This is a genomic window from Vibrio sp. FF145 (genome assembly GCF_041439075.1).
GTDB classification, from domain to species: domain Bacteria; phylum Pseudomonadota; class Gammaproteobacteria; order Enterobacterales; family Vibrionaceae; genus Vibrio; species Vibrio tasmaniensis_A.
The window spans coordinates 25,241-46,438 of sequence record NZ_JBGONH010000036.1 but is presented as its reverse complement, the minus strand read 5'-3'; the positions used below and the strand labels follow the sequence as shown (position 1 = coordinate 46,438).

The following is a 21,198-nucleotide window of genomic DNA, read 5'->3' as shown; positions in this document are numbered from 1 at the left end:
TGAAGATTGATTACTCTTGGTCAATCATCCATTTACGGAATTCTTTGCGTTCTTGCTTAGAAGCTTTGATATACCAAGCCTGCAATTGCTCAACATTCTGAGTCTCAGCCAGTTTCACTGGTTTCTGAGCTTTGCTACTTGCTTGTGCGGCCGTATCGTTTACCACAGAAGCTAATACTACCGCTTCAGCTGGCTTATCAAGTAACACACCATCTTTAAAATAGACTGCCTTACTTGCATTGTGCTCAGCCAGTCGAGACTCTAGACCGCCAAACGGTGCAAAACCGGGCTTACGTTCAATGACATCCTGTTGATATTTAATGGCTACATCATCCTGCAAAACTACCCATGATGGATTCACAGCTTCAAAGATCTTCTCAGCTTCCATATAGCTACGTACTTTTGGAGACTTAATTTCAACCTCTTCACCAGTAACATCAAAATTCAATACATAAGGTGCCGAAGAATAAACACCGCTGTTACCAAACTTTTTATCAAAGCGAACTAAAACCTGGTTAAAACCCTCATTAATTTGGTTTTCACTGATTTTATTTTGAGCAGCTTGACCATTAATGTACAGAATTGATACGCCTTTCTGAGGCGTTAGAGTTGCCGCACTTACACTGCCAAAAACGCTTGTAAGTAAGCCCAAAGCTAACAGTACTTTCTTCATCATGTCTCTCTTTAAAATCTAATAAAGTGTTCTTTATCCTAACAAAAAAGCCACCCTAAGGTGGCTTTTTTTCTAAAACTCGATTACGAGGTCATTAGAATGATGCTTCAACACCAATTGCTAGACCAGTATCTGTTTTGTAGAACTTTTCACCTTTGTCGTTAACACGTTTTGAATCGTAATCGATACCACCAACTTCCGCGTACACTTTAGTGTTTGGTGCAACTGCGTAGGTAGAGTTAACGAACCAACGATCTTCGTCTTTAACATCTTGATCGTGGTCACCAATTGAGTAACCAGTGTTGAAGCCCCAAAGACCCATAGTGTAGCCAGCAGCGAATGCGATTACTGAGTTGTCATCGTTAGCTGCATCAGAAGTTGTTCCGTAGTAAGCTGTAGACAGGTAAACATTCTCGATACCAGAGAATACTAGCTCAGCACCGTAACCTTGATGGTCGTCTTTTACTTTACTTGTAGCGCTAGCATCAAAATTAGCAACGAATGCAGAAACATCGAATTCAGCAAAACGGTAACCCATACGAGCATCGAAGTACTCAGTATTTCCACCTTCAGCACCGTCAGTTTTTAGTTTGTCTTGAACGTAACCTAGAGTTGCGTAAAGAGCGCCATTATCGTAGTCGTAACGAATAGCTTCGTCAGCACATTCTTGAGTTGCGTTGTCTAGAAGTTTAGAGATGCCGTAAGCTTCATCTTTACCGATACCTAGATCATCAACAGCAGTACATAGGCGACCAAACTTAATTGAACCTAGAGTGTTGTGGTATGCCGCTACGTATGTATCGCCATTTTTAGTAGCTGTAGCGTTTGCGTCCGAAGAACCGTTAAATTCCCAGTAAGCGCCAACTTTCCACTCTTCGTTTACCATGTACTTGATATCAAAACCGAAGTCAGCATCTTCGATTTTTTGTTCCATTGAAGAACCTTTTTCGAATTCGTTGCTGTATACAACTTCGATGTCGCCTTTAAGGTCAACAGAAACGCCGTCTTGGTTGTAAATTTCGATTGCTGCGTTTGCAGAACCAGCTGCTGTCATAACTGCTAGAGCTAATAGAGTCTTTTTCATAATAAATCCACTGCCTTTTCTAAGAATGGGAGATCCTTGCCCGGTTCCCTTTTATTTTTTATGACTGGTCATTACTACTCTTTGGTAGTTAATCACCGCCACTAAATTTCGTGGTCTAGATTGCAAAAGATTATCCTGCGTGTCAAATAAACTAAAAACAAACCTAAAAAAACAAAAATACATAAAAATCATAGGTTTACATTTTTTTTCATCATTTTACGAGCAACTTACCCTTAAATTTAAAGGGAAATATAATAGCCCAAACAAAGAACAACTCAGTATAATACTCCGCCAATTTAGGTTTAAATCGTAATTAACAGAACTTAACGCCTGCATCGTGCGATTTTTTAATATATATATTTCGTAACATAAATAAAATCGTTAAGTTCCTGAAGGTTCAGTTTTTTTTTGTGAACGAGATCTACCTTTGATTCAAAAGCAAGCTATTTTGCGGTAAATGTACCGACTAGTGATATGTGCTACTATCCTCGCTCCGTTACGTAGGTCACAGTATGCTAACTACTAAAATTCAAAATTCTATACGCACCAGTTATCAAAACCTCCAAGATCAGTTGGATAACTTTGTACCTCGACGTGCTCAAAATTACCTTGTTGCAGAAATAGCGAAGACACTTTGTGGTCAATACCACAAAAGTAATCGCATGATTGTTGCTGAAGCAGGTACCGGGATCGGGAAGTCACTGGCTTATTTAATGGCAACAATTCCTGTCGCCGTGCTCAACAATCGTAAAATCGTCATTTCAACAGCGACCGTTGCGCTACAAGAACAACTCGTCAATAAAGATCTCCCTCTATATAGACGACTTACTGATAGAGAGTTTTCTTTCATCTTAGCGAAAGGAAGGCAGCGTTATTGTTGTACAGAGAAGTTGGCCGCTGCGTGTGGGGTTGATGGTGGTCAAATGGCCATGTTCGAGTCCAAACCAAAAAAGAAAGACATCGAGCAACTGCAAACCATGTACCGCAGCCTCACCCAAGGTAAATGGGATGGTGACCGTGATTCGTGGCCAAAACCTATCGACAACATGATTTGGCAGATGATTGTCAGTGATAAGCACAGCTGTAACAACAGTATGCCTACGCACCGAGACTGCCCTTTCCAAAAAGCGCGTTCAGAGCTAGATAAAGCAGACGTGATTATCGCCAATCACAGTTTAGTGATGGCTGATGCGGACCTAGGCGGCGGTGTGATACTGCCAGAACCAGAAAATAGCATCTATATATTTGATGAAGCTCACCACTTGCCACACGTAGCGAGAGATCACTCCTCTGCTGCCGCAAGCTTAAAAGGTGCGGCCTCTTGGTTAGAGCGTTTGAATCAATCGATCACTAAGCTTTCGGGGCTAGCAGACGAGAAACGTGTTCATAGATTTAGAAATGAGTTGCAAGACTCAGTACATCAACTGATCCCGACTCTGACTAAAATGAGCAAACAGTTTGACGCTAGCCACTTCGAAGATGGCTTGTATCGCTTCGAGCATGGTGACTTACCTGAATGGTTAGAAAGCGAATCGAAAGATCTCAAACAATTAACGCAAAAGGCGAGCCAAGCCGTAGCAAAAATTGCAGACTTGATTGCAGAACGAGTTAAAGACGGAGAGCTTTCAGCAAAGCTTGCAGAGCCTGCGCTTGCAGAAATTGGCTTTTATATACAAAGAACAGAAAACCTTGCTCAAGTATGGCGATTAATGGCTGAACCTAAGAGAGAAAAAGGGGCGCCTTTGGCTCGCTGGCTTGAATTAAGCAAAGAAAGCGAGGGAGACTTTGTTGTTAATGTCTCACCATTAGAAGTCGGTTGGCAACTGGACCAACAGATTTGGAGTCGTTGTGTTGGTGCAGTGTTAGTATCTGCGACCATGAGAGCACTCAACTCTTTCAGCTTTTTTTGTCATCAATCAGGTATCAGTCAAAAAGCCGAAGACGGTGTACAATTTCTTGCTTTGGCATCGCCGTTTGATTATCAGAACCAAGCTGAGCTGGTTGTTCCTGCAATGAAGTACGAACCACAAGCACCTCAGTTTACTGAATATCTTATTGAAATATTGCCTAAGGTAATAGAAGACAACAAAGCCAATCTCGTTTTATTCTCTTCTTACTGGCAAATGAATAAAGTTGCAGAAGCTTTGGCAACAGATTTCGTTAAAAAGTCGTGGGCATTGCAGGTTCAAGGTGATACTTCACGAACCGAAATCCTAAAAAAACATAAAAAGCTGATAGACCAAGGTAAAACCAGCGTCCTTTTTGGAACGGGTAGCTTTTCTGAAGGTCTTGATCTACCGGGTGAGCTACTTGAAAACCTCGTGATTACCAAGATTCCTTTTGGTGTTCCTACCTCTCCTGTAGAGCGAGCACATTCAGAATATATTGAATCACGCGGCGGTAATCCTTTTATGCAGATTACTGTTCCAGAAGCGAGTAAAAAGCTTATTCAATCTGTGGGTAGATTGCTGCGCAAAGAACGAGATTCTGGTAGAGTCACGATCCTTGATAGACGCATAGTCACGAAGCGATACGGGAAATCCCTACTCGATTCGCTACCGCCTTTTAAAAGAACAATAAAATACTAATTTTACTGCCCTCAAGGTAGTTATGGGCCTGTCATCGCTAGGCCCTTGCATTCACAACCCAACATGACTAATCCATTGATTATTCATGTGGCTGCCCTAACAGCCGATAACGAGAACACTAGCTATTTATGGAAATGATTGAGCCAACCATGTTGGTCATACTTGCCTTGGTTGCATTTGCAGCAGGCTTTATCGATGCTGTCGCCGGTGGCGGAGGGATGTTAACCGTCCCAGCTTTGCTATCGCTTGGTTTACCGCCACACATTGCACTTGGAACTAATAAGCTGGCCGCAACGTTTGCCTCATCAACTGCCGCTTTTACTTACTATCGAAAGAAACTGTTCAAACCTGAATGTTGGACCAATGCATTCATATCGACATTAATAGGTGCAACAATCGGCACCCTGACTGTTGATGCCATTAGTACAGAGTGGTTAGAGAAGGTATTGCCATTAGTTATTCTGGCCGCTGCTGTCTATACCATTTTTCATAAGACTCCGGATGTGAGCCATAATGTGTCTCCTAAACCGTGTCCAGTACTTAAAAGAAAACAAAAGTACCAAGGATTCATTCTTGGCTTTTATGATGGTGTTGCAGGCCCAGGTACTGGCGCGTTTTGGACTGTGAGTTCTATGGCGCTTTATCGCTTAAATATCTTACTGGCTTCTGGTTTGTCTAAAGCGATGAACTTCACTAGCAACTTCACCTCTTTGGTGACCTTTGCGATTCTCGGTCATATTGATTGGGTTCTAGGTTTAACCATGGGGCTTTGTTTGATGGCTGGTGCATTTGTTGGAGCACATTCTGCTATTCGCTTTGGTGCTACATTTATACGACCTGTCTTTGTGACTGTTGTGAGTGTTCTTGCGATTAAACTGGCTTACGAAGCGTGGTTTGTAAACTTATAGCCACCAGCCAATGGGAAGCGAAATGAACCATTTTTCAAATCTTAAAAGTGTACTGGATACCTTAATTGGGCACAGTTCTCAGGTCGACAAAGCCCGTGGTGCTTATCATCAAGCCTTGTTTGACCGAACCTTATTTAAGTGCAGCTCTTCTATTTTAATGCCCTACGCACTTGAAACTCAAGCAACGTACAACACCATTATTCGTGAACAAGCGACAAATCAACTGACCGCATCTCGGGCCAACTACCTGACGGAAAAGCTGACTAACCAGATAGCTGCAATCCAAAGGGAGCTCGCTAACCATGATTTACGCTTAGACCGAAAAAGTAAGTCAGGCAAAAATCTCAACGACCTATACAACGAACTCGCTCAGCACCAAGATTGGCAAAAGCGACTGGTCGATTTAGTACGAGTACGAAAGTTAGCGTTTGATTCTGCGCCTCGCCACAGTAAGAAAAAAGCGGACGAGGCTTGGCAATTAGCAAAAGAACGATTAGAACGCTGTGAAGACTCAATGAAAAATATTGAGAGACTGATTAACTTAGAGAACCCTAAGCGAAATGAACACTGATAACACATCATCACCACTGGATAATGCGCCAGAAGAAGTTAAGTTAGCTGTCGACCTGATCTATCTGCTCGAAAGCAACGAAATCGACCCAAAAGTGGCGTTAGAAGCAATTAAGATTGTCCAACAAGATTTACAAGCCAAACTAGCATCTAGCATCTAGCATCTAGCATCTAGCATCTAGCATCTAGCATCTAGCATAAAAACATACAGGATTCACATGTACCAACTTAGCTTTTCTATGCCCGAATTTCTTGAAAACTACTGGCATAAAAAACCAACCATTTTAAAAGGTGGCTTCCAAAACTTCGTCGACCCAATTTCGCCGGAAGAACTTGCTGGTTTATCGATGGAAGAAGAAGTGGATTCTCGCTTTGTCTCTAACCTCGACAATCAATGGACTGCAGAACATGGTCCATTCTCAGAAGAGAAGTTTGGCGAACTCACTGAAACACATTGGCAATTGATCGTTCAAGCGGCTAACCACTGGCATCAGGGTGCCAATCAGCTGACTGAAGCGTTCCAAGCGTTACCAAACTGGTTATTCGACGATCTAATGATCTGCTATTCAGCACCAGAAGGTGGCGTAGGCCCCCATATTGATCAATACGATGTATTCATCATTCAAGGCCAAGGTAAACGCCAGTGGAAAGTCGGCGCAAAAGATATTGGCCAATACAAAGAGACCGTTCAAGCTTCTGCACTTCGTCAAATCGAAGGTTTTGACCCGATCATTGATGAAACTTTAGAGCCAGGCGATATCCTTTATATCCCACCAGGTTTCCCGCATGAAGGGAACACTTTAGAGCCGTCAATGAGCTACTCTATTGGCTACCGCTCCCCTAAAGAACAAGAGCTGATCAGCAACTTTGCCGACTTTGTACTTGCTCATGATATGGGTGATGTTCACCTGCATGATCCAGAGTTCAAAACGCAAGAAGGCTACGGCAAAATTCGTTCATCGGATTTAAGCAATCTCACTGACATGTTGAAATCTGCACTAGAGCAACCTGAAACCATCAGTGAATTCATGGGGTGTCTGCTAAGCCAATCACGCCACCAGCTAGATATCGTCGCTCCTGAGCCATTATGGACAGAAGAAGAGATCGCCCAACACTTAGAGTCAGAAGGCGAGATCTGTCGAGTATCGGGGTTAAAGGCGCTATACCATGAGAATGAAAGCAACACAGCTTACATCAATGGAGAAGTCGTTAAAGTTGAACAGGCTGATTCTTCGCTACTAAACGCACTGTGTGATGATTCGGTAATTAACTCAACAACTAATCTTTCTCCTTCAGGTGTCACTGTCGTGACGGAATTGGTGAATAAAGGTTACTGGTTTATCGAAGACTAACTTCGTTCATCGGTTTCGCGGATATCGCCAAGCCCTAGAGCATTAGAGCCCAAGAAAAATAAAAGGGACAAATGAAATCTTCATTTGTCCCTTTTTCTATTCAATTGTTAACTAAGCTTAAAAGCTATACAGTGAACAACTAGACTAAACCTTGAACTGATTAACCAATTTCTGCTGCTGTTGGGACAGTTGGTCAATTTCGCTACCCACTTGTTCAGAAGCTGCGGCTTGATCCAAGATCTTCGCACTCAAATCACGGATATTAACGACACTTTGGTTCACTTCACCGGAAACCGATTGTTGCTCTTCTGCCGCTCTCACGATCTGGTTGTTCATATCACTGATCGCTTCTATAGAAGTAAAGATCGAACCCAGATCTTCGACCGCTTTTTGAACATGTAATGCCGTGTCGTTAGCGAGAATATTACCTTCTTGTATCGCTTCAACGACATCTTGTGTGCCCGCGTGGACCTTGTCGATCACAGCTCTGATTTCACCAACCGATGACTGCGTTCGGCTCGCAAGGTTTCTTACTTCATCAGCAACGACAGCAAAACCTCGACCTTGTTCGCCTGCACGAGCCGCTTCAATCGCGGCATTCAATGCCAGTAAGTTGGTTTGCTCAGAGATTCCTTCAATCACACTTAAGATCTCAGTGATGTTACCGTTATTTTTAGCCAACTCTTCAACAATAGGCACGGCGCTCGACATACGATCCACCAGCTTTCTCATTTCACCGGCAGAAAGTTCGATAACCTGTTGGCCTTGCTGAGCAGAACGATTCGCTTCACAAGCGGCATCAACGGCTATTTCAGCATTTTGTACCACTAAGCCCGAAGTCTGAGTCATCTCTTCTGCTGCGGTCGCCACAAGATCCACTTCTTTAAACTGAGACTCACTACTTTCACGAGTACTTGATGCCGAGGCCTTCGCTTGGCTTGTCGTGCTCGCCACTTGCTCAGTGGTCTGAATCACCTCTTTAATCGTGTGTTGAAGCTTGTCTAAGAACAGGTTAAACCCTTGTGACAACTGACCAATTTCGTCTTGAGATTTCACTTCCAAGCGTTGCGTTAAATCACCTTCACCAGAAGCAATATCGTTCAGTCTCTCAACCACCTGTCGAATAGGCTTAACAATGGACAGTGAAGCAAAAGCAATGATCGCTAGACCGAAAAGAATAAAGCTAATACCCGCAATCACTTCAGTCTTAATACCTTCACTTAGCTTAGTACTAATAATGGCATCCAATTGATTCGCGTCAGCAACCACACTCTCTCTTGGAATCTCAAACAGCACACCCCAAGTTTGGTTGGCGGCAACAACAGGTGCAAATGCGAGTAACCACTCACCATTCTCACTCCATTGAGTCGTGACTTCGCCACCAAAGATAAAGTCCGTCATTAGATCGCTACTTGTATTGTTGCTTTGAAAACTCGAACCAACCGCAATACTTTGATCATCAGAAGCGATAACGGAACCGTCTAAGCTAACGACGTAAACCGCGCCTGCACCTTCAAACAAGCTTTGATCCGATTGAGTGACAACATTGGTTAAACCATCGAGCCTTAAGTCGATGCCCAAGAAACCAATCGCCACATCATCAACGATGATAGGCACCGAAATCGAAGACGTAAGCAGTTCTTGACCACCGCTACTCACAACTCTTGGCGTACTAATACACGTTTGTCCAGATGACAAAGGACAGAAAAAGCGTTCGCTATTGCTGTTATCACTCAATGTTGATTCTGATAACACGTTTGGAAGAACATTCTCACCATTATCTGCGACCTTCCAATAAGGAGCAAAACGCCCTCTTTCATTCGAGCCGACATAATCCGCATCGACATAATTCGCATCTTCAGCATCAAGTAAATCGGGCTTGAAGACTAGGTAAGCCCCTTGAATAGAATCAAAGTTCAAAACGGAACGACGAACCATTTCATCTAACGCAGTACGAAGCTCTTCACTTGGGGTAAAGTTTTCGTCTGCGTTGTTCTTTAGAAACTGAGCACTAGAAGCCAACATTTCTGCTCGATAAATAGCTTCATCGACATAACGTTGAGTTTCCTGAGCATTAAGTTGAGAAACGGATGCCAACAACTGTTGAGTTTTGTTAATCACTGATTCTGAGCTTTGAGATTTTATGACCTGTTGATTGCTCGTCGCGTTGTAGATCGAGAAACCAATGAGAGACAGTGACGTAATGATTAAACAACAACCTGCTAAGAGGGTTATTTTCCACTGTACTGATAGAGAGCGCATTTAATATCCTTATTTAAGCCAAAAGACTTCCATAACCGTAACCATCACATTAGTAACAAACTGCTATGCACAATGTGAATGAGTTAGACGAATAGCTTAGCGGATAATTACAGCACAAATTACGTGCATATAAAACGAAAGTTTATAGAAATGTTAATAAATCGTGTATTTTGTCTGTTATTGCTTTGATTTCAAGAGCTTTCAGCTTGTCAGACTTAGGCTTCTTTGTGCCTAAGCTTCCGGTCATGAATAACGCAAATTGCTTCAGAGCAGTTGCAACATTTCAAGGAAGCCTATGACTCCTTTTTATTTTATAACCTCAATAAATTCGGATTAGTTTTTATAATCCAAGCTATAGAATTTTATCTTGATCAACTTCACACTTTTTGGTTGCTAAGTAGACGCTCAATCTCTAATATCTCGCGCCTAGATTCCCAGGTTACTTTACTTATTTGGCTCTCCTTAATGGAACGCCAAGGCTTTTTACGTCCTAATTTTTGGAGAGATACGCAAATGTCCGCCACGTTTCCATTAGCGAAACTTACCTTTTTAATCGCTATCCTGACTGCCGTGGGTCAAATGACTCAAACGATGTACGTGCCTTCTATCGGTCATATGGCGGGTGAGTTCTTGGTTTCAGCATCTTCGCTTCAAGCTGTGATGGCGTGCTACCTGATCCCTTATGGTCTGTCGCAATTTGCATACGGTCCACTTTCTGATCGCCTAGGTCGCAAACCAATCATCGTCGTCGGTTTGATCATCTACATCATCGGTACTTTGGTGGCATTGTTTGCTCACGAATATGAATGGTTTTTAGCAGGTAGCTTTATACAAGGTTTGGGCATCGGTTGTGGTGGTGCGATGTCTCGTACATTGACTCGCGACTGTTTTGAAGGCGCAGAACTGCACCGCGCAAACAGCTTAATTAGCATGTGTGTGATTTTCTCACCATTGATGGCTCCTGTATTAGGTGGGTACTTAACAGAAGCTTTCGGTTGGCGTTCTAGCTACTTGTTCCTGGCGCTGTTTGGTATCGCAGTGGTGATCACCATGATGACGAGCATGATGGAAACTCTGCCAAAAGAACGACGCAAACATGAATCGGTTGCCAACAGCTACAAGTTCGTTCTATCTGACAAACGTTTCCAAGGTTTCTTATTGGTATTGGTCGCAACATTTGCAGGTGTAGCGGTATTTGAAGCTGCGGCAGGTGTATTACTTGGCGGAGTACTTGGCTTGCCAGCAACCACAGTAAGCTTGTTGTTTGTATTACCCATTCCAGGTTACTTAGTCGGTGCTGGCCTATCCAGTTACATCGCACAACGTAGCAGTGAGCGCCGCGCTCTGAATGTTGGACTAGTTGCTATCTTGGTAGGGTCTACCGTGGTGTTGATACCAGGTCTATTTAGTCAAACAACAGCATTAACTTTGATCGGTGGTGCTACGATTTACTTTTTGGGCGCTGGTATCTTATTCCCGGCGGCAACAACAGGGGCGCTTTCGCCATTCCCGTACCACGCAGGTACTGGAGGTGCAATTTTGGGTGGTATGCAAAATCTAGGTGCTGGCATCGCAACACTACTGGCCTCGTTCTTCCCAGCTCAAGACCAACTTCCGCTCGGTTGCTTGATGATTGCAATGTCATTCATCGCCATGCTTGGTTTACGTTGGGTTAATCGTAAACCTGACCATTCAAACGAAATGCCATTGGCTATCTAAAGTAAACTCTACCTCAGCTCAAACAACGAAGAGGGACAGACTGAAAAGTGTGTCCCTTTTTCATTGCACGTTTCCCCCAGCTCACATCTACCATCGATTCCATTAAACATTACTTTGATTTATTGAAAACAATAACAGACACTTACGCTGAAAGTACCAATCCAGAATCCAATTATAAATAACATCACTGGAAGAAAACTAACCACTAAAGGATGCTGGCATTAAAACGAGTAAGGTACACAATAGGATATACAGATGCGTTTCGCTTTAACCACATTAGCCGTATCGGCCGCACTTGTCGCCGGATGCAGCAATCAAGGAATAACAACCATGGACCACAACTCTCCATCGCAACTCATCGCACATCAAACCCAAGCTCCCGTAGCTAAGAAAGTCCCTCATGCAATGACGATTCATGGTGATACCCGAATCGATGATTATTACTGGATGCGTGATGATGAGCGCCAAGACCCAGAGATCTTGCAGCATCTTGAGCAAGAAAACCAGTACGCAGAGGCCGTGCTGAAACACACTGAAGCATCACAAGAACAGTTATTTGAAGAGATCAAAGGCCGAATCGCAAAAGACGACCATTCGGTTCCAGTTCGCAAAGGCAGCTACTACTACTCGAATGAAGTCACAGGTGACAACGAATACCCAGTTCACTTGCGTGAAAATGACTTTTTAGGTACAGACAAGCAAGTCATCTTAGATGTTAACGAACTAGCAAAAAACCATGAATTTTTCAGCATAGGTGGCTTAACGATCAGCCCAAGCGAAAACTTGTTGGCCTATGGCGAAGACACGCTGAGCCGCCGTATTTACACCATCAAGATTAAAGACCTCACGACAGGTGAATACCTAAAAGATGAAATTGAAGGTGCTTCGAGCACTATTGCATGGCAAAACGACAACCAAGCCTTTTACTACATCAAAAAAGATCCACAAACATTACTTGGTTATCAAGTTTACCGCCATGTGTTAGGCACACCTCAAACAAGCGATGAGCTAATCTACGAAGAAGCCGATAGCGCTTATTACACCTCTTTAAGTAAAAGCAAAGATGGTGAACAGGTCTACATTTGGCACTCGAGTACAGAAACCAGCGGTGTTTCAGTCATAGATGCCAACAACCCAAACGCTAAAGCTGAAGCTTTCTACCCACGAGAAACGGGTATCGAGTACAGCATCGCTAAGCTAGGTGATTGGTACTACATCTACACCAACTACCAAGCGGTCAACTTCCGTTTAATGAAAGTCACTGCTGAAGAGATACATGACCGCTCTAAGTGGGTCGATGTCATTCCTGCTGACGAGAATACTCAGCTTGTTGACTTCGAGCTGTTTGATGACCATCTGGTTTACGAGCAACGTGCGAATGGCTTGTCTACAGTGAAAGTTCGTCAACTTTCAACAGGGAAAGAGTTCCCACTTGAATTTAACGACACTGCTTTTGCTGCTTACCTAACCAGTAACTATGAATTAGATAACTCAAAAGTTCGCGTCTATTACAGCAGCTTAACCACGCCAGGTACTTACTATGATTTCGACCTAAGTTCAGGAGAATCCGAAGTCATGAAACAAACACCTGTATTGGGTGATTTCGAAGCGGATAACTACCAATCAGAGCGAATTATGGTAACGGCTCGCGATGGTAAGCAAGTACCTGTCTCTCTGGTTTATCGCAAAGACTTATTCAAGAAGGACGGCACTAACCCAATCTACCAATACGGCTATGGCTCTTACGGCCACACGATCGAACCAACCTTTGGCTCGGCTCGTCTCAGCTTACTAGATCGCGGATTCGTTTATGCGATCGCACATATTCGAGGTTCAGAGATGCTTGGGCGCCCTTGGTATGAGGACGGCAAAAAGCTAACCAAGCAAAACACGTTCAACGACTTTATCGATGTAACCAAAGGGCTGGTTGAAGAAGGCTACGGCGCACAAGATAAAGTGTTCGCCGTTGGTGGTTCTGCTGGCGGTCTATTGATGGGCGCAATCATCAACCAAGCACCAGAACTGTACCGTGGCATCGGAGCACATGTTCCGTTTGTAGACGTTGTCACAACCATGCTTGACGAATCGATTCCTCTCACCACCAACGAGTATGACGAATGGGGCAACCCGAACGATAAGACCTATTACGATTACATGCTAGGTTACTCACCATATGACAATGTGAAGGCTCAAAGCTACCCGAACATGTTGGTAACAACAGGCTTGCATGACTCACAAGTACAATACTTTGAACCCATGAAGTGGGTGGCGAAGCTGCGTGAGATGAAAACAGACAACAACGTGCTGCTGTTCAAAACCGATATGGAAGCCGGTCACGGTGGCGCTTCTGGTCGATTTAAGCGACTAAGAGAAGACGCACTTGAATACGCGTTCTTTTTAGACTTGCTAAAGACTCAGTAGATTCTGCGCAAAAGTGAGTCTTCACACCATTTTGTCGCCATTTAGGGGCGACAAAATGGCGACAGAAATTATTAAGCATGCTTAAATACGATTAATCATGAAACCCACCAAATCAGCAAGCCCTTGAAAAGCAAGCAATCACAAGGGTTTACGAGAGGTATAAAAACAAATGAAAGTAATTAGCTTCAACATCAATGGCCTTAGAGCCCGTCTTCATCAGCTTCAGGCTATTATCGATAAGCACCAACCTGATGTGATTGGTCTACAAGAGATCAAAGTGCACGATGAAGCCTTCCCACTAGCCGATGTTGAAGCTATGGGTTACAAGGTTTACTTCCACGGTCAAAAGGCGCACTACGGTGTGGCTATGCTGTGTAAGCAAGAGCCCATTTCGGTACAGAAAGGCTTTCCTACAGACAATGAAGATCATCAAAAGCGTATGATCATGGCGACGTTTGGAGATGACAACGGAGAAAAGGTCACTGTGCTAAATGGTTACTTCCCTCAAGGGGACAACATTAAGCATGAAACCAAATACCCGTACAAGCGCCAGTTCTACAAGGACTTAATGACGTACCTGAACGATTACCACAACAAAGATGAACAAGTGATCGTAATGGGCGACATTAATATCAGCCCTACCGATATTGATATCGGTATTGGTGAACCTAATGCGAAACGTTGGTTGAAAACCGGTAAATGTTCTTTCCAACCAGAAGAGCGCGAATGGTTAAAAACACTGATGGATTGGGGCTTTGTGGATAGCTTCCGTTTACTACACCCTGAAGTGAACGATCAATACTCATGGTTTGATTACCGCTCAAAAGGCTTCGTGGACAACCGCGGCCTGCGCATTGATGTGGTACTTGCGACTCAGAAGCTTGCTGATAAATGTACTGAAGCGGGCATCGACTACGAGCTACGCGGCATTGAAAAACCGTCAGACCACGCGCCGATTTGGTCGACGTTTAAGTAGTTACTTTTAGGTAACAAAACTTAGCCATATAAAAAAGAGAGGAGTTAATATCTCCTCTCTTTTTTCTTCGTGACTCTATCTGCCATATACCTAATTAAGCGGCCAAGCGGTCGTGCCGTCAACATCTAACGGCGTCTTAGCAAATTCATCTAAGCAATAGCCTTGATTAGATGATGCAAAATATGTCAAAGGCATGTTACTTAGACTAAGAGCAGTGACTTGTTGCTTCGCTTTATCACTGAAACTGAATCCCCACATATCTAAGTATTGTGTCATATCCCTTTCTGCAACGTAGCTTAATGCGATAAGTAACCAGTCATTGTTGGTGATGCCTTCGGCTTCCTGTTTGGTGTAATCTGAAAAACCAATCGAGCCTTTACCGTTGTTCCAAAGAGTATCACTGGCTTTCAAGCGATTAAACTCGCGTTCAATCAAGTGTAAGCGCCCTAGTAAATGCCAACCTGAATTCAATACACCTTGCTGCTCAGTCAACATCATCATTTGAATGAACATACGAGCCCCCCAACTCCAACCCGTTTGATTTTGAGCCGCCATAAAAGCGTTTGGATCTGGTTGAGTTCGGCTCTGCTGTAAAAGTTGATACTGCCCTTTAAAGTCTAGGCTTTGGCAAGACGATACCTTTGTCGTGTCTTTGTAATACTTTGATTTACTAAAATACGAATAATAGTTGGTTGTTGAGTGGCCTTCCCATCCAGCGAATCTAAAACGTCCTCTTTCCAGTCCATGACCAAGCTCGTGCAAATCACCATGCCCTAGAGGATGAAAAGACCAATAAGCATCGTAAGGGTTTCCTGAACAACCGTAACCACAAGTCGCTTGATCGGCATTCATGTGCTTCACAATATCAATGTTCGCAATTTCCCAACCCTTTGCCTCTCCGTATTGATGAATTTCAGCAATTTCATCAATTCCTGGCCCTTTGAAACCTGCAAGTGCATGAGGAAGGTTGTGTACGTAACGCTCAGTGGCGAGAGCCATATCATGCGGCTGTGCCCAATCAGAAGCTCCAATAGACTCTTTCATCTTGTCTAGCTTAGAGTGAACTTCAAATCCGGGAGTCACCAACTCAGCCCAATCAAACTTTCCTTCTTCAAGCTGCGCGACAAAGCTATCGTTGTCCGCTTTACTTCGCCAAACAGGGTGTTGGGCAACATTTTCAAAACGGAGCTCTACATCGATATCGTTGGTATCAAAATGAACTTGTAATGTCCCGCCATAGGCAGAGGTCAGGTATATCGTTTCTCCATGTTTTACGGGGTAAGTTACCGAAGTCAAAAACTTCGGCCTTGCATAGCCGTCTTTACCCGAAAACTCATGAGTCGCACCACTACGTAGTGTGTTAAGGGCAATCGACGTTGCCACTTTGTTATTATCTAATCGCGTCACTTTGATCGTCTTACCCGGTAAGGCGTATACACCCGCCGCACGGAAATTTCTCTTTGACTCTAAAGTAATATTCTTGCTGATGAGAGGGACATTCTTAAAGTTCTTGGTGCTGAAGTTCCCTAAACTCGGCTGTGCTGCATTATGTTGTCGAGTGTTGTATGTCGCGTAATCACTGTAATACGATCGAAGAAAGTCGATTCTATCTGTTACGTCTTTACCCATTGGGTACTTAACGTCTTGTCGGTAGCGATCAGCAAGTAGCAGTAACAGCTTTTCATATTCGTAGTTCTTGGATGCAAAGAGATCAATTTTTTTGCTATCAAGCGTCGTTAGGTGTGAACGAATACTGTTCGCTGCCTTATAGAACTCTTCATCCATGTTGGACTCATCTGGGCAAGATTTGTCATCACATAAATTTAAGTCAACAGTGAAACTATCGAGTTTCAGGCGCTGTAAAAGTGCTTGCTGTTTGACGATATTATCTGGCATGCGATCAATCAGTTGCGTTGAATCCCAATTTGACAGCCCTAGCCTGCGCCAATAGTTATCACCAACATACGTCATATGCATTTCTGCAAATAGTGCGTTGCCTAAGTCCGTCATACCGCCATCAAGATGCAAGTACAGCACGGGAATCTTTCTGTTGAACGCCAAACGTAACCCCGTCATTACATCGTTAATTTCGTCACCATCATTTAACTTTTGAGACAAAATCAATAAATCAGGGTTGTTCGTTTCAATACATTGGCTTAATTTGCTGCCGTCACAGGCGTTATCATCATTGATAACCATCGAAGGATTGATGTTGCTCGTTAGCCAGTTTCGCGTTGCTTTGTCATCAGGAAAATAATAAGACTGATCCATCTGAGCCAAGACAACATTCTTAGGTGAACTTGTGCCTGATGCCCAACCCACCAAGTTTTTCAACCACACTTCCATTTCTGCGTTGACTGAATCCGTTGAACGTTGCTTAGTTCGAAATGGGTTACTTGCTAACGCAGCGTAACGACTACCGCTCGATGTATAACCTGCAATACCAATCGCAAGCTCTTGGTCAGTATATCCACTCTGCATCGCTTTATTGGTTTGCAGGATGACATCGTTGAAGCCGTAAGTTGGTAAGATTATCGCGGCATCGTGTGTTGGATCCCAATGAAGATTGCGCAGCGGCGTGCCGTCTGAATTTTTAGACAGAGACTGTTTAATTTGACTGTAATCAGATTTGTATTGGGCAACGAGCGTTTGGCTGGCGTCAATAAACTCATTGGCATTAGATACAAGGGATGCATCTCCGGATTCAAGCGCTTTTTGTACCGCCGTTTTACTCGGAGGTTGAGCGGAATCACTAGAACCACCACATGCAGAAAGTAGTAGAGACGACGGAAAAATTAGACACAAAGATAAGATGTTTTTTTTCATTGTTATACGACACTCAAAAAAATTGGAGCAAGTGTATCTATGGGTTTAATGAAGTCAATTGATTCGACTAATGGGTTCGTAATTTATGGAGTGAATTTAACAAATACCACTTAAACTTATTAGAACCCGAACAATTGAATTGAAATTAAAAACGGCGCTACAAGAGCGCCGTTTATCTAAGAAAATCTGTATCGTAGAGTTAACTTAACGGTCTTAGGTAAGCAAGGAAACGCTTCTCTGCGAATTTGAAAATCGCAATGATGATAAACGTTAGCGCCATGTAGAATAGACCTGCAGTTAGGAAAGACTCGAATGGAGCGTAGTAACGAGAGTTGACCAAACGTGCAGCACCAGTTAGATCCATAATGGTTACGATACCTGCTACCGCTGAACCATGAAGCATAAAGATAACTTCGTTACTGTAAGCCGGTAATGCACGACGTAGAGCACTTGGCAAAATGATGCGGCGGTAAGTCTTTGGTGTGCTCATGCCGTACGCTTTCGCGGCTTCAACCTCACCTTTCGGTAAGCCATTAATAGCACCACGAATGATCTCTGCAGTATATGCTGATGTGTTCAGAATAAACGCAACTAAAGCACAGAACCACGCGTTTTCCCATAGTGTATCTTTTACTGGGAAGAATTGGTCCATACCGTAGTAAATCAGGTACAACTGCACCAATAACGGCGTACCACGGAAGAAATAAATGAACGACCAAGCCGGAGCGTTAATCAGCATATTTGGACTATTGCGAGCGATAGCTAATGGTATGGCTACGAATAAGCCAACAATCAAAGCGACACAAACCATCCAAGCCGTTGTCCACAAACCACCAAGGTAAATCGGCAGGCTTTCAATTATCAATGAAAAGTCCATAACTACCTCGCGTGGATACTGAATTTACGTTCAACCAACTTAAGTAAGCCCGTCGAAACACTGGTGAAGAATAAGAAGATGATTGCCACCGTCATATAGAAGGTAAATGGCATTTTGGTTGAACCCGCCGCCAGAGCGCTAACACGTACCATGTCTTCAAGGCCAATAATAGAAACCAGCGCGGTAGTTTTTAGTAAAACCAACCAGTTATTACCAAACCCCGGCAATGCGTGACGAATCATTTGCGGTAATAGAATACGACGGAATGCTAAGACAGGGCCCATGCCATAGGCCTTTGCCGCTTCCATCTCACCGCTGTCGACAGCCATTATCGCACCACGGAAGGTTTCTGCCATGTACGCGCCGAAGATGAATCCAATGGTTAAGACGCCAGCAATGAATGGGCTGACATCAATATAATCAGGTAGGTAAGCGGTCCATTCGTGGTTAGGGTCACTTGATGTGAACCACTCATTGAGCCACTCATTGATGGAATACAAACTGTTGTTTAAAAGGATTTGTCCACCAAAGAAAATCAGCATCATCAATACGAGATCGGGTATACCTCGAATAACGGTTGTGTAGAGGGTTGCAATTGCACGAGCCCAGCGATAAGGCGCGAGTTTAGCTAAGGCACCTAGCATACCAAGAACCATAGCTAAAATTAGCGACAGTAAGGCAACTTCGATTGTAAGCACCGCCCCTTTCAGGATCGACGCTTCATATCCTTGTAAATCAAACATAATGAATTCCAACAGAACTGCGAAAAAGTTGGTAAGACAGGGAGAGGTGATCCTCTCCCTTAAGAAGTGACGCTAGAGATTACTTACCGTATACGTCGTAGTTGAAGTATTTAGCAGCGATATCTTGGTAGATGCCTTTTTCACGTAGTGAAAGGATTGCGGCATCCAATTGCTTAGTCAGATCTTTGTCTTGCTTACGTAGAGCAATACCAAAACCTTCACCGAACCACTTAGGATCAGTGAGTGATGGACCAACAAACTCGTAGTCTTCACCACCCGCTTTGTTTAGTACACCTTCTTCTAGAGCAGATGCATCACCCAGTACAGCAGCAACACGACCGTTAGCTAGATCAAGGTAAGCTTCGTCAAATGAACCGTAACGAACGATTTCTACTGTGTCGCCGTAGTTATCTGTTAGGTACTTGTCGTGAGTTGTTGCACGTTGAACGGCAATTTTTTGACCACTTAGATCATCAAAGTTAAGGTCTGCACCTTTTTTAGCGATGAACTTGTTCGGGATAAGTGCGTATTTACCTGTGAAATCGATCTTTTTCTTGCGCTCTTCCGTGATAGACATTGCCGCAATGATCGCATCATATTTACGAGCAAGCAGAGAAGGAATAATACCATCCCAATCTTGTGCAACGATCTTACACTTCACCTGCATTTCAGTACAAAGCGCGTTAGCCATATCGACATCGAAGCCTTTCAACGAACCGTCAGCTTCTGTCCAGCTAAATGGAGGGTAAGCACCTTCAATACCGAAACGTACTGTTTTCCATTCTTTTGCTTGAGCTACGCCCGTTGCAGCAGTTGCAGCAAGTGCCGCGACTAATAACCACTTTTTCATATCCCTACTCCTGTGATTTAGGTTTTTATGTTTTGCTAATTTTAATATTGTGTTTGTTGTTACTTGTTGTATTTCATTGTTAACACTGTCGCCATTTACCTTAGCAACAGCATTTCAATTCTGATTAGTAAATCGATGAGATAAATTGTTGTAATCGCTCAGATTCAGGCTCAGTAAACAGTTTAGCTGGATCGCCCTGTTCTTCCACCAAGCCTTGATGTAAGAACATCACATGATTTGATACGTCACGAGCAAAAGCCATTTCATGTGTTACCACAAGCATGGTTCTTCCTTCTTCTGCTAGATCGCGCATTACACCAAGTACTTCCCCTACTAACTCAGGATCAAGTGCCGATGTTGGTTCATCAAATAGCATTACTTCAGGATCAACCGCTAACGCTCTTGCAATCGCAGCACGCTGTTGCTGTCCGCCAGATAAATGACCCGGGTAGTAATCTTTGCGTTCATATAGCCCTACTTTCTTCAGTAGCAGCTCAGCATTTTCAATCGCTTGTGCTTTAGGTACACCTAAGACGTGAACAGGCGCTTCGATAACATTTTCGAGAACGGTCAGATGAGACCACAGGTTGAAACCCTGAAAAACCATCGCCAGACGAGAACGGATTCGCTGTACTTGTTTTTCATTGGCAGGAACAGAAACACCTTGGCGGTTGTTTTTCATTTGAATTAATTCGCCATTAACCCAAATCTCGCCAGCGGTAGGTGTCTCTAAAAGGTTGATACATCTAAGGAAAGTACTTTTACCCGATCCTGAAGAACCGATAATCGATACTACATCGCCTTTATGCGCAGAAAGTGAAATTCCCTTTAAAACTTCATTTTGACCAAACGTTTTGTGTAAATCCTTTATGTCCAGCGCTGGTACATCTTTCATGCGCTTTCTCTCCCAAGTTTGTGAAAATGCAAGGTACTCCGACCTTTTCATGCGATACAAACTAGCACCACACGAAACAACATGCAACAAATTATTAACCTAATAATTGAGAATAAATAGCTATTAACTCTGACTTATTATGCAATGAATAGCGTTTTAGTCTCAATTTACTGAATGAAATGTATCAACGAGCTGTAATTGCGACTCTGTCATTGTTTAAATAAAGTTAATCAAAATGAGATTCTCGTAGCTTGATGCCTCACAAGAAAAACACGTTTTGTGAACTTAAAAACGGCGCTTCCGACAAAATCTAACACCCGCAGTAGTACACCAAACTCACTATACGAGAACGTTATTTGAAGGTCGTTGAGTGGTTAAAACTTCATAGGCAACTAAGAGACCAGTTACTAATAGTGAAACCACTCAGTAAGTAAGAGGTATCCGGCTGATGCTA

16 protein-coding genes are annotated in these 21,198 nt (G+C 43.3%); 8 read left to right on the top strand and 8 right to left on the bottom strand.

Features of this window, described 5'->3' with window-relative positions:
* Nucleotides 1–10: 10 nt before the first annotated feature.
* Both ACED42_RS14385 and ACED42_RS14380 read right to left on the bottom strand, forming a co-directional pair.
* Entirely contained in the window at nt 11–676 is a 666-nt protein-coding gene (locus ACED42_RS14385) for a DUF2057 family protein (RefSeq protein WP_371703032.1), read from the bottom strand.
* A 91-nt stretch (nt 677–767) separates the two neighbouring features.
* A complete protein-coding gene (locus ACED42_RS14380; RefSeq protein ID WP_371703031.1) occupies nt 768–1,757 on the bottom strand; it encodes a porin in 990 nt (329 codons plus the stop codon).
* Nucleotides 1,758–2,269: 512 nt separating this feature from the next.
* Between ACED42_RS14380 and dinG the strand changes: the two genes are divergently transcribed.
* The 5 genes from dinG to ACED42_RS14355 all read left to right on the top strand — a co-directional run bounded on the left by dinG (nt 2,270) and on the right by ACED42_RS14355 (nt 7,175).
* Nucleotides 2,270–4,345 carry an ATP-dependent DNA helicase DinG gene (gene dinG, locus ACED42_RS14375; RefSeq protein WP_371703029.1) on the top strand — a complete coding sequence of 692 codons (2,076 nt, stop codon included), beginning with the start codon at nt 2,270–2,272 and terminating at the stop codon, nt 4,343–4,345.
* Between the two features lie 128 nt (nt 4,346–4,473).
* Nucleotides 4,474–5,253 carry a TSUP family transporter gene (locus tag ACED42_RS14370; protein ID WP_004736543.1) on the top strand — a complete coding sequence of 260 codons (780 nt, stop codon included), beginning with the start codon at nt 4,474–4,476 and terminating at the stop codon, nt 5,251–5,253.
* Nucleotides 5,254–5,275: 22 nt separating this feature from the next.
* Nucleotides 5,276–5,824 (top strand): primosomal replication protein, encoded by a 549-nt coding sequence (locus ACED42_RS14365; protein ID WP_029406046.1) that lies wholly within the window; start codon nt 5,276–5,278, stop codon nt 5,822–5,824.
* The gene (gene rsmS, locus ACED42_RS14360) at nt 5,814–5,984 is read left to right on the top strand and encodes a pleiotropic regulatory protein RsmS (protein WP_004736541.1); all 171 of its coding nucleotides are present in this window, start codon (nt 5,814–5,816) and stop codon (nt 5,982–5,984) included. Before ACED42_RS14365 ends, rsmS begins: the two co-directional genes overlap by 11 nt.
* Before the next feature lie 57 nt (nt 5,985–6,041).
* Nucleotides 6,042–7,175 carry a JmjC domain-containing protein gene (locus tag ACED42_RS14355; protein ID WP_371703026.1) on the top strand — a complete coding sequence of 378 codons (1,134 nt, stop codon included), beginning with the start codon at nt 6,042–6,044 and terminating at the stop codon, nt 7,173–7,175.
* Nucleotides 7,176–7,319: 144 nt separating this feature from the next.
* On the opposite strand, the gene ACED42_RS14350 is transcribed toward ACED42_RS14355, so the two are convergent.
* Nucleotides 7,320–9,437 (bottom strand): methyl-accepting chemotaxis protein, encoded by a 2,118-nt coding sequence (locus ACED42_RS14350; protein WP_017097702.1) that lies wholly within the window; start codon nt 9,435–9,437, stop codon nt 7,320–7,322.
* Between the two features lie 513 nt (nt 9,438–9,950).
* Here ACED42_RS14350 and emrD point away from each other — a divergent pair.
* The 3 genes from emrD to xthA all read left to right on the top strand — a co-directional run bounded on the left by emrD (nt 9,951) and on the right by xthA (nt 14,553).
* A complete protein-coding gene (gene emrD, locus ACED42_RS14345) occupies nt 9,951–11,156 on the top strand; it encodes a multidrug efflux MFS transporter EmrD (RefSeq protein ID WP_009846325.1) in 1,206 nt (401 codons plus the stop codon).
* A gap of 330 nt (nt 11,157–11,486) precedes the next feature.
* A complete protein-coding gene (locus tag ACED42_RS14340; protein ID WP_371703037.1) occupies nt 11,487–13,577 on the top strand; it encodes a S9 family peptidase in 2,091 nt (696 codons plus the stop codon).
* A 169-nt stretch (nt 13,578–13,746) separates the two neighbouring features.
* Nucleotides 13,747–14,553: an exodeoxyribonuclease III gene (gene xthA / locus ACED42_RS14335; RefSeq protein WP_371703024.1), complete on the top strand. Its 807-nt coding sequence runs from the start codon at nt 13,747–13,749 to the stop codon at nt 14,551–14,553.
* A 90-nt stretch (nt 14,554–14,643) separates the two neighbouring features.
* Here the strand turns inward: xthA and ACED42_RS14330 are convergent, their stop codons facing one another.
* From ACED42_RS14330 to ACED42_RS14310, 5 genes are all read right to left on the bottom strand, one after another.
* Nucleotides 14,644–17,379 (bottom strand): ImpA family metalloprotease, encoded by a 2,736-nt coding sequence (locus ACED42_RS14330; RefSeq protein ID WP_371703022.1) that lies wholly within the window; start codon nt 17,377–17,379, stop codon nt 14,644–14,646.
* A 199-nt stretch (nt 17,380–17,578) separates the two neighbouring features.
* Nucleotides 17,579–18,256: an ABC transporter permease gene (locus ACED42_RS14325; RefSeq protein WP_017097697.1), complete on the bottom strand. Its 678-nt coding sequence runs from the start codon at nt 18,254–18,256 to the stop codon at nt 17,579–17,581.
* Between the two features lie 2 nt (nt 18,257–18,258).
* Nucleotides 18,259–18,999: an ABC transporter permease gene (locus ACED42_RS14320; protein ID WP_012603591.1), complete on the bottom strand. Its 741-nt coding sequence runs from the start codon at nt 18,997–18,999 to the stop codon at nt 18,259–18,261.
* Nucleotides 19,000–19,078: 79 nt separating this feature from the next.
* Nucleotides 19,079–19,849: an ABC transporter substrate-binding protein gene (locus ACED42_RS14315; protein WP_102248930.1), complete on the bottom strand. Its 771-nt coding sequence runs from the start codon at nt 19,847–19,849 to the stop codon at nt 19,079–19,081.
* Nucleotides 19,850–19,973: 124 nt separating this feature from the next.
* Complete coding sequence (locus tag ACED42_RS14310) at nt 19,974–20,744, bottom strand: ABC transporter ATP-binding protein (RefSeq protein WP_004736532.1); 771 nt, start codon at nt 20,742–20,744, stop codon at nt 19,974–19,976.
* Between the last annotated feature and the right edge of the window lie 454 nt (nt 20,745–21,198).

Bases quoted from the DNA above. Each gene is read 5' to 3' on its own strand.
- ACED42_RS14385 (WP_371703032.1), bottom strand. From the start codon at position 676: ATGATGAAGAAAGTACTGTTAGCTTTGGGCTTACTTACAAGCGTTTTT.
- ACED42_RS14380 (WP_371703031.1), bottom strand. From the start codon at position 1,757: ATGAAAAAGACTCTATTAGCTCTAGCAGTTATGACAGCAGCTGGTTCT.
- dinG (WP_371703029.1), top strand. From the start codon at position 2,270: ATGCTAACTACTAAAATTCAAAATTCTATACGCACCAGTTATCAAAAC.
- ACED42_RS14370 (WP_004736543.1), top strand. From the start codon at position 4,474: ATGGAAATGATTGAGCCAACCATGTTGGTCATACTTGCCTTGGTTGCA.
- ACED42_RS14365 (WP_029406046.1), top strand. From the start codon at position 5,276: ATGAACCATTTTTCAAATCTTAAAAGTGTACTGGATACCTTAATTGGG.
- rsmS (WP_004736541.1), top strand. From the start codon at position 5,814: ATGAACACTGATAACACATCATCACCACTGGATAATGCGCCAGAAGAA.
- ACED42_RS14355 (WP_371703026.1), top strand. From the start codon at position 6,042: ATGTACCAACTTAGCTTTTCTATGCCCGAATTTCTTGAAAACTACTGG.
- ACED42_RS14350 (WP_017097702.1), bottom strand. From the start codon at position 9,437: ATGCGCTCTCTATCAGTACAGTGGAAAATAACCCTCTTAGCAGGTTGT.
- emrD (WP_009846325.1), top strand. From the start codon at position 9,951: ATGTCCGCCACGTTTCCATTAGCGAAACTTACCTTTTTAATCGCTATC.
- ACED42_RS14340 (WP_371703037.1), top strand. From the start codon at position 11,487: ATGGACCACAACTCTCCATCGCAACTCATCGCACATCAAACCCAAGCT.
- xthA (WP_371703024.1), top strand. From the start codon at position 13,747: ATGAAAGTAATTAGCTTCAACATCAATGGCCTTAGAGCCCGTCTTCAT.
- ACED42_RS14330 (WP_371703022.1), bottom strand. From the start codon at position 17,379: ATGAAAAAAAACATCTTATCTTTGTGTCTAATTTTTCCGTCGTCTCTA.
- ACED42_RS14325 (WP_017097697.1), bottom strand. From the start codon at position 18,256: ATGGACTTTTCATTGATAATTGAAAGCCTGCCGATTTACCTTGGTGGT.
- ACED42_RS14320 (WP_012603591.1), bottom strand. From the start codon at position 18,999: ATGTTTGATTTACAAGGATATGAAGCGTCGATCCTGAAAGGGGCGGTG.
- ACED42_RS14315 (WP_102248930.1), bottom strand. From the start codon at position 19,849: ATGAAAAAGTGGTTATTAGTCGCGGCACTTGCTGCAACTGCTGCAACG.
- ACED42_RS14310 (WP_004736532.1), bottom strand. From the start codon at position 20,744: ATGAAAGATGTACCAGCGCTGGACATAAAGGATTTACACAAAACGTTT.